Annotated in this window: 10 protein-coding genes; all 10 read left to right on the top strand. The window is 39.6% G+C overall.

Annotated elements, in window-relative coordinates; all coding sequences use genetic code 11:
- Positions 1 to 347 precede the first annotated feature (347 nt).
- Positions 348 to 491 carry a hypothetical protein gene (locus JOC77_RS10050; protein ID WP_204542600.1) on the top strand — a complete coding sequence of 48 codons (144 nt, stop codon included), beginning with the start codon at positions 348 to 350 and terminating at the stop codon, positions 489 to 491.
- A gap of 471 nt (positions 492 to 962) precedes the next feature.
- The gene (locus JOC77_RS10045) at positions 963 to 1,931 is read left to right on the top strand and encodes a YpdA family putative bacillithiol disulfide reductase (RefSeq protein WP_204542598.1); all 969 of its coding nucleotides are present in this window, start codon (positions 963 to 965) and stop codon (positions 1,929 to 1,931) included.
- 297 nt (positions 1,932 to 2,228) lie between these two features.
- A complete protein-coding gene (locus JOC77_RS10040; protein WP_204542596.1) occupies positions 2,229 to 3,191 on the top strand; it encodes an asparaginase in 963 nt (320 codons plus the stop codon).
- Between the two features lie 102 nt (positions 3,192 to 3,293).
- Positions 3,294 to 3,959: a glutamic-type intramembrane protease PrsW gene (gene prsW / locus JOC77_RS10035; protein ID WP_204542594.1), complete on the top strand. Its 666-nt coding sequence runs from the start codon at positions 3,294 to 3,296 to the stop codon at positions 3,957 to 3,959.
- 163 nt (positions 3,960 to 4,122) lie between these two features.
- Complete coding sequence (gene sleB / locus JOC77_RS10030) at positions 4,123 to 4,947, top strand: spore cortex-lytic enzyme (protein WP_204542647.1); 825 nt, start codon at positions 4,123 to 4,125, stop codon at positions 4,945 to 4,947.
- Between the two features lie 12 nt (positions 4,948 to 4,959).
- Positions 4,960 to 6,312 carry a germination protein YpeB gene (gene ypeB / locus JOC77_RS10025; RefSeq protein ID WP_204542586.1) on the top strand — a complete coding sequence of 451 codons (1,353 nt, stop codon included), beginning with the start codon at positions 4,960 to 4,962 and terminating at the stop codon, positions 6,310 to 6,312.
- A 172-nt stretch (positions 6,313 to 6,484) separates the two neighbouring features.
- On the top strand, positions 6,485 to 7,138 hold the full coding sequence (locus JOC77_RS10020; protein ID WP_204542578.1) for a flagellar brake protein: 654 nt from the start codon (positions 6,485 to 6,487) through the stop codon (positions 7,136 to 7,138).
- Between the two features lie 76 nt (positions 7,139 to 7,214).
- Positions 7,215 to 7,406, top strand: a complete 192-nt coding sequence (locus tag JOC77_RS10015; RefSeq protein ID WP_204542564.1) for a DUF5359 family protein — start codon at positions 7,215 to 7,217, stop codon at positions 7,404 to 7,406.
- A gap of 182 nt (positions 7,407 to 7,588) precedes the next feature.
- Positions 7,589 to 8,260, top strand: coding sequence for a (d)CMP kinase (gene cmk, locus JOC77_RS10010; RefSeq protein ID WP_204542561.1), 672 nt, complete (start codon positions 7,589 to 7,591; stop codon positions 8,258 to 8,260).
- A 4-nt stretch (positions 8,261 to 8,264) separates the two neighbouring features.
- The gene (locus JOC77_RS10005) at positions 8,265 to 8,846 is read left to right on the top strand and encodes a 1-acyl-sn-glycerol-3-phosphate acyltransferase (protein WP_204542558.1); all 582 of its coding nucleotides are present in this window, start codon (positions 8,265 to 8,267) and stop codon (positions 8,844 to 8,846) included.
- Positions 8,847 to 9,084 lie beyond the last annotated feature (238 nt).

Genomic DNA, 9,084 nt, shown 5'->3' with positions numbered 1-9,084 from the left:
ACCTGACAGGCGTAAGACGAGCGGCAGCGAAAGGCCGCCTTTGCCTTTTGATGGCGATTGGCTTACGACCGAAGGTGTCAGTTCGGAGCTGGACAACATAAAAGCGTAAAGCGGTGCCTTCCAGGCACCGCTTATTACATGAACAATGTGGCTGATACGGATACAAAGGCAATTTTAATTGGAAGGCAGAGACCCGAAAAGCATAAGACGAGCGGCAGCGAAAGGCCGCTCTTGCCTTTTGATGGCGATTGGCTTATGTCTCGAGGGTCTCAGCTTGGAGCGGGACAACAAGAAAAGCGGAGAACGGTGCTTTTCTGCTCTATTCTCTTTAAAGGAATATATGCTTATTGCTTAGCTTCTTTATCTTTTCACCAACTATTGAAAAGCAGACACCTGACAGGCGTAAGACGAGCGGCAGCGAAAGGCCGCCTTTGCCTTTTGATGGCGATTGGCTTACGACCGAAGGTGTCAGTTCGGAGCTGGACAGATAGAAAAGCGGAGAACGATGCTTTTCTAAACAATATGTAATGCAGAAGGTTAAGCGCTAAATGGCTTAGCCTTTTTTAATTTTCTCACTGACTAATTAAAAGCAGACACCTGATATTGTAGACTTGCTGACTGGCAAACGATAGCGAAGACAGAAGTAAGTCGCACCTATGCGACCACAGGGCATAGACGAACGGCGGTCCAAAACCAGGAATCCTGCATAAAATTCAACTATCCTGCAAAAGTCTAAAAAATCCTGCATAAAATTCATTTATCCTGCAAAAATACCAAAAATCCTGCAACCAACCTTAATAATCCTGCAAAAGCACGTTATTACCAGACTAATAAATTGCTGAGGGCTGTTCATTGAAACATTAAAAAAAATCTTCTATGATTGTATAGGAGAAATTGAAGTGTGAAACATAAGTGAATTAACATTATGTATATAATACATTGAATAAAGAGGAGTGCCACTCATGCAGATAGAAGATGCAATTATAATTGGAGGCGGTCCCTGCGGCTTGGCTGCTGCAATTGCTCTTAAAGAAATAGGCAAAAATCCATTGATTATTGAAAAGGGAAATATAGTTAATTCTATTTATAACTATCCCACTCACCAAACTTTTTTTAGTTCAAGTGAGAAACTGGAAATTGGAGATGTAGCTTTTATTATTGAAGGAAGAAAACCGGTACGCAGCCAGGCTCTGTCTTACTATAGAGAGGTTGTAAAAAGAAAAAATCTGCGTATTCACCCTTTTGAAAAAGCTGAAATCTTAGAAAAGCAAAACGATGGTACATTTGTATTGAAAACATCACGAGGAGAATATAAGACTCCCTATGTGATCATGGCTACCGGTTATTATGATAATCCAAATTATATGAACATCCCTGGAGAAGAGCTGGATAAGGTATTTCATTACTTTAAAGAAGCACACGAATTCTTCGATATGGATGTAGTTGTGATAGGCGGGAAGAACTCAAGTGTAGATGCTGCACTTGAGTTAGCAAATGCGGGAGCAAGAGTGACTGTCTTATATAGAGGGCAGGAATATTCTAAAAGTGTAAAACCGTGGATCTTGCCTGAGTTTGATGCTTTAGTGCGAAACGGAACGATTGCAATGGAATTCAAGGCACAGGTTAGGAACATAACAGAAGGATTTGTGGAGTACGAAGTGGAGGGTAAATCTAAAACCATACAAAATGATTTTGTCTTTGCCATGACAGGCTATCACCCTGATCACAGTTTTTTGAAAGCTATTGGCATTGATATAGATACCCAAACAGGAAGACCGGTTCATAACCCGGAAACAATGGAAACCAATGTCCCGGGAATATATATTGCCGGAGTGATTGCAGCCGGTAATAACGCAAATGAAATTTTCATAGAAAATGGCCGGTTTCATGGCGGTCTGATCGCTTCACATATTACTGAACAGAAAGATTAGGTCCTTTTTTGTTTATAAGAAAAGCAGGCGGCCGCAAACCTTTAAAGCTCTAAGATCTGAAATACAGCCGCAAAGGGATCCAGATATAAACCTTTCGGCTGATTTCAGGACAAATCTTAAGTAATATTTGGCTAATCCATAATACTTTAAAGTTTTTTTCGAAAAAAACAGCTGTTTTAATCCGCATTTTTTTATAGCGTTATATCATCCATAAGCGGGGATAAATTACAAAAGACCTGTATTTTTTATATATACATATTTGAAATTTTAGTATGCTATGGTAGGGGTGTTGTTCAGATGTATCATAAAATTTCCATTATTACGACAGGCGGCACGATCGCCAGTAAAGAAATGGCTAAAGGTCTGCTGAATTCCGGTGTACTGAGCGGGGAAGAATTAGCTGCACTCTGCCAGATTCCGGAAGATTTTGAAATTAAAATCGTGGATCTGTTCCAGATTCCGTCTATGCATATGAATTTTGATTCAATGCTAAAGGTTAAGGAAGCAATCGAGGCCGAACTTTTGGATGAGAATGTGGCAGGAGTTGTAGTCACTCATGGAACCGACTCTTTAGAGGAAACGGCCTACTTTTTGGATTTGACCATAAATGACCACAGGCCGATTGTGGTAACCGGTTCTCAGCGTTCGCCTCAGGAAGTAGGGACAGATGTATATTCGAATCTAAGAAATTCTATATATGCGGCTGCTAGCCAGAAACTCCATCAAGTCGGCGTTGTAGTCGTTTTTAATGAGCGGATTTATTCGGCTAGATATGTCAAAAAAGTTCATGCTTCCAATTTGCAGGGATTTGAGTCCTTTGGATACGGCTATTTGGGGATTATTGATAATGACGTGGTGAATGTGTACCAAAAACCTGTAAGTACCGAATTTCATCAATTAAAAAGGAAGCTTCCAAGAGTAGATATCGTAAAATGCTATACAGGGGCTGATGGGCTTTTTATTGATGCGGCCGCTTCTGCTGATGCAAAGGGGATCGTTTTAGAAGGTGTTGGCAGAGGCCAGGTAACACCTGAAATGGTGCAGTCCATTCAGCATGCCATTGATCAGAATATCACGCTTGTCATGACAACAAGTGCAGAGGAAGGAAAAGTATATCCTGCTTACGGGTACAAGGGCAGCGCTTACGACCTTCTGCAGAGAGGCGTTATTTTAGGAGAAGATTACGATAGTAAGAAAGCGCGGATCAAACTGGCTGTTTTGTGGGCTAGCTATGATAAAGTGGAACAGTCATTATTCTAATCTGAAGCTTCCTCTTCTTTATGGGATTCAGCTTCATTTTTGTTTTCAATTTAAAGGTAATCATGTTACGATTAATCTAAAATGTTGAAATGAGGTCAGCCTATGCTGGTCATATTAGCTGCTGGATTTGCGCCGGGATTGGCTCTTCTCAGCTTCTTCTATTTAAAAGATTATTATGGAACAGAGCCATTATCTGTAGTTTCTAAGGCATTTATTTTTGGGGCTGTCCTGGTACTCCCCATAATGTTTCTAGAGTATATATTAAAAGCAGAAAATATTATTATGAACCATTTCGGAACCGCTTTTTTATCTGCTGGGTTAATTGAGGAATTCTTTAAATGGTTTATTTTATTTTATGTTATTTATAATCATGTAGAATTTGATGAGCCATACGATGGTATTGTATATGGTGCGGCAGTATCGTTAGGCTTTGCGACATTAGAAAACATTTTTTATTTGATAGGAAATGGTGTTGATCAGGCTATTGGACGCGCACTTCTTCCTGTATCAAGCCATGCTTTATTCGGAGTCATCATGGGATATTACTTTGGTAAAGGAAAGTTCACAGATAAAAATAAACACAAATACATCTTTCTTGCCTTTGCTGTGCCATATTTGCTTCATGGAACATATGATTTTATCCTTCTGACTCAGGAATACTGGGGATATTGGATGCTGCCTTTTATGGCTTTCTTATGGTGGTATGGGCTGAAGAAAGCAAAAATGGCACGAGTGCTGTCAGATATTCATGCTTCGCAAATGCTTTAAAGAATAAAACTTATGATCTCACTCTTTCAGTTAACTGAGGGGTGAGATTTTTTTTTGCAGAAAAGAAGCCTATGAAAAAACTAAAAGGAATAAATGAAATGAATATGAAGAAAATAGGTGTATTGGTAAAACAAGAACAGAAGGAGTGTTATGGGTGAAAGGAATGGCTGCAAAAATAAAAAAAGGCTTATTCATCTTCCTTGTTTCCTTCGCCGTCATTTCTGGGGGCAGCAGTGCGGAGGCCTTTACAAAACAGATAATCCAGAGGGGGGCAGTTGGCGATGATGTTATTGAGCTTCAGGCGAGGCTTCAAAATATAGGCTACTACAAAGGCAGGATAGATGGAGTCTTTGGATGGAGCACCTATTGGGCGCTGAGAAATTTTCAAGAGGCGTACGGGCTGCCCATAGATGGGCTGGCAGGTACAACGACAAAGAATAAGCTTGCTGATGCCTCAAACTTTAATCGAGCTTTTGTCCATGAACAGATTCGTAAGGGAAATGAATTCACTTATTACGGCGGAACACCTATTGAGAAACAAATTAAAACAAAACGAGGTACTGCGAAAAAACCGGCTGCTAAGAGTCCAGGCAAAAAGGTTAATACGGCAGCAACCAATTCTCCAGCTGGCTTTTCCCAGAATGAAATTCAGCTGCTGGCTAATGCAGTGTACGGCGAAGCACGCGGTGAACCATATATTGGACAGGTGGCAGTTGCTGCAGTCATATTAAATCGGCTGGAAAGTCCTGTTTTCCCTCATTCAATTTCCGGTGTTATTTTTGAGCCAGGTGCCTTTACTGCTGTAGCTGACGGACAGATATGGCTCACTCCGAATGAACGTGCAAAAGAAGCCGTTATTGATGCCATTAACGGGTGGGACCCAACAGGAAATGCTTTATATTATTTTAATCCGGAGACAGCAACCAGCAAGTGGATCTGGACAAGGCCGCAGATTAAACAAATTGGCAAGCATATTTTTTGCGAATAGAGGTGAATAACAATGATAAGAAATATAATAATAGTTGTCCTGGCGTTAGCAATTGTAGGGACTGGATACTGGGGCTATCAGGAGCATCAGGAGAAAAATGCGATACTCGTGAACTCTGAAAACAACTACCAGAGGGCCTTTCATGATCTTTCTTATCAGGTAGACCTTCTTCACGATAAGATCGGTACATCCTTGGCCATGAATTCAAGAAAATCTCTATCACCCGCATTGGCAGATGTTTGGAGAATTTCTTCAGAAGCTAATATGGATGTCGGGCAGCTGCCATTAAGTCTTATGGCTTTTAATAAGACAGAAGAGTTTTTATCCAACATTGGGAGCTTCAGTTATAAAGCTGCAGTACGAGACCTTGAAAAAGAACCATTGACAGATAAGGAATATAAAAATCTCCAAGGTTTATATAAGCAGTCTAATGAAATTCAAAATGAGTTAAGGAAAGTGCAGTATTTAGTGCTTAAGCATAATCTGCGGTGGATGGATGTGGAGCTTGCGCTGGCGTCTGGCAAGGAGAACGCAGATAACACGATTATTGATGGATTTAAAACAGTAGAAAATAAATCTGTCGGGTACTCTGAAAAATCGGATTTCGATCCTTCCTTTACGAGTATGAATAAAAGAGAAAACAACTTTAATCACATTAAAGGCAAAAAAATCAGCAAAGAAGAAGCAGCAGCTATTGCTAAAAAGTATACAGGGATACAGGGAGCGGTAAAGACTAAAGTAGAGTCGAATGGAAAAGGGTCAGACTTTGAATTTTACAGTGTCAGTTTAAGCGATAACAACACGAAAAATCAAGTCAATATGGATATTACCAAAAAAGGCGGATATCCTATCTGGCTGATCAATACTAGAGATGTTAAAGACAGCCGGATCAGCTTGAATGAAGCTTCTAATTCAGCTGCTAAATTTTTGAAAGAAAACGGATTTTCATCACTCGAATTATATGAAAGTGCCCAATATAATAATACCGGTGTATTTAACTTTGTTACCAATATCAATGGCGTAAGAATCTATCCCGATTCCATCCGGGTGAAAATTGCACTGGACAATGGGAAAGTGGTTGGTTTTTCTGCAGATGATTATCTCAAGGGACATAAGGACAGGAAAATAGAGAAAGCCGCTCTGTCAGTAGAAAAAGCTAAGGAAAACATCAGTCCGAAGGTTCAAATTATGGAAGACCGTCTAGCATATATCACAAACGATATGGGAGAGGAAGTCCTGTGCCGGGAATTTTTGGGAGTGATTGGTGAAGATACCTACAGAATTTTTATCAATGCAAAAACAGGACAGGAAGAAAAAGTAGAAAAACTGCAAAATGCAGAACCTATATATGAGCAAATGGTATAATCCGCTAGTCTAAAAAATCTCTGTTCATCTTGAACAGAGATTTTTTTTTTATATTGTCTGATCCTGTAACGGCCGATTGTCCTTGCGCATTTCCTTTTAGCCGTGAGATAATAATAGTAAGATTTTACCTTAATTGTAAGACTTATATCTTAATTCGGAAGTGTGAACATAGATGATAAAATTAGGCGATACCCTGACATTTGAACCAAAGTATTCTATGCATCCGGAAAAATACCAGGCAATGGTTGTAGAGATGCAGGATAATAGTTTATTTATTGATTATCCCGTAAATTTGGCAACAAGAAAAACGGTGTTTCTCTTAGATGGCAGCCAGCTGAAAGGAAGCTTTGTAGGGAAAGATAATAATGTGTATTTATTTGATACGGAAGTTCTCGGCAGAAAATTGTCCAATATCCCCATGATTCAGCTTCAATGCCCTGGAAATGAAGACTACATAAAGATACAGCGAAGGCAGTATGTCCGTATTGAAGCGGCACTGGATGTAGCCGTCCATCCTTTGAACTTTGATTTCCGCCCCTTTACTGCGGTTACTTTAGACATAAGCGCCGGAGGGTTATGCCTGGCACTGCCGCGTGGAGTATACATTGAACCCTCCACTCCGATCGTGATATGGCTGGCATTGGATATGAAGTCGGGTGAAATACAGTATTTAAAAATTAATAGTATAATGATTAGAATAAATGAGACTAAAGCAGGCACAAGAAATGCCTCTATTCAATTTACCGGCTTAACCGCTAGTGAAAGACAGTATATTATACGATATTGTTTTGAACGGCAGCTTGAGATGAAAAAGAAAGGTCTCTGAAATAATTGCTTACGATGTGAATAATTTACTTATATTTCCTTATACTGTCTAGTAATCAGTACAAGGAGAGAATGATATGAAACGGTTTGAAGAGATATTAATAAAATTGATTATGATTCAGTTCGTTTTCCTGCTTTTTTTTCAGGTTTTCTTTCATAGAGAGGATTCATTCCTAGAACTTAAAAAAATGGCTAAATATGAAGGTGTAAATGAAAATAATTATGGAAAAGTACTGGATGCCTTAAATCAATGGAAGTTTAGAGAGTGAATACGCATAAAACGGCTGGCTGCACAGATCTTGAATGTGGGAGTCAGCCTTTTACATGTGTAAACTGAATAAGGCTGGACGGCAGGATTAATACATAATAAAATATCACTTTATGGTAAAATAGAAAAGGTAACTATACGTATTAATAAACACATCATTGGTCAAGGTTCATAGGAGGAATTATGGAAAACAAATTATCGATTGCAATAGATGGCCCAGCAGCAGCTGGAAAAAGCACTGTTGCTAAAATTATCGCTGAAAACTTATCTTATATATATGTGGATACTGGCGCGATGTATCGCGCTCTAACTTACAAAGCTCTTAAAAATGATGTTGATGTAAACGACGAAAATGGACTGCTCGACTTATTGCTTAGCACCGATATTGCCCTTATACCTGGTGACAAGGGACAATTAGTATTTCTTGACGGACATGACGTGTCAGAGGTCATACGGACAAGCCAGGTCACATCTTCTGTATCGGCTGCCTCGAAGCACCGAGGAGTGCGGGAGGAAATGGTAAGGAGACAGCAAAAACTTGGCGAAAATGGCGGTGTGGTCATGGACGGCAGGGATATCGGCACTTATGTTCTCCCGAATGCTGAAATCAAGGTGTTTCTGATTGCCTCGGTGGATGAAAGAGCAGAAAGACGGCATAAAGAAAATCTCTCAAAAGGTTTTCCTTCCGATCTGGAGAATTTAAAAGAAGAGATTGCTCTAAGGGATAAGCTTGACTCGGAAAGAGAAATTGCCCCCCTTCAAAAAGCGGATGATGCAATCGAAATAGACACAACTTCATTGAATATTAAGCAGGTAGCCGGCGAAATCATGAAGTTAATTAAAGAAAGGAACTAATAGAGTGAACCTTTATGCATTTGGAAAAGGACTTGTAAAGATCCTTCTTACCCCTTTATATCGAGTTGAAATAATTGGTAAAGAAAACTTCCCCGCTGATGGGGGCGTGTTGATTTGTTCTAACCACATTGATAATTTAGATCCTCCGGTTGTAGGTATGACCGCTCCAAGGCCTGTACATTTTATGGCGAAGGAAGAGCTTTTCAATGCACCAGTCTTAAAAAGCATTTTACCGAATGTGAATGCCTTCCCTGTTAAACGAGGAATGAGTGACAGGGAAGCACTGCGCAAAGGTTTATCCCTTTTAAAAGAAGAAAAAGTAGTAGGGCTGTTTCCTGAGGGAACCCGCAGCAAAACAGGCGAGCTTGGAAAAGGCTTGGCTGGTGCGGGCTTTTTTGCCTTGCGCTCCAACGCCTATATTGTTCCCTGTGCCATCATAGGACCATATAAGCCATTCAAAAAACTCAAAGTTGTTTACGGAAAACCCATTGATTTTACGAGTCTGCGAGAGCGGCGTGTTTCTGCAGATGAAGCTACTGAAATCATCATGGAAAGCATTAAACATTTAATATCCCAATATAAATAAATCAGATTGCTTGACAAAAAATCTGATTTGTAAGAATTTATTAAAAAAGGGGTCAATTTTGATTATGTTCTACTACAGCTTAACCTGAAGAATTTTAAAAAAACCAAAATACTTTTCATATTTTAGTTTGCTCAAGCGAACTATCGGGAATATTTCAATAGATAATATTTTCTGATTTTCCGCTCGTCTATATTGAGCTTATAAATTCTCGAGGAAGAGCAGTCATGCGTTAAGGAGG

The organism is Peribacillus deserti, assembly GCF_016909175.1.
Taxonomy (GTDB): Bacteria; Bacillota; Bacilli; order Bacillales; family DSM-1321; genus Paraperibacillus; species Paraperibacillus deserti.
The sequence above is the reverse complement of the archived record's forward strand: the minus strand, read 5'-3'. Positions and strand labels throughout refer to the sequence as shown.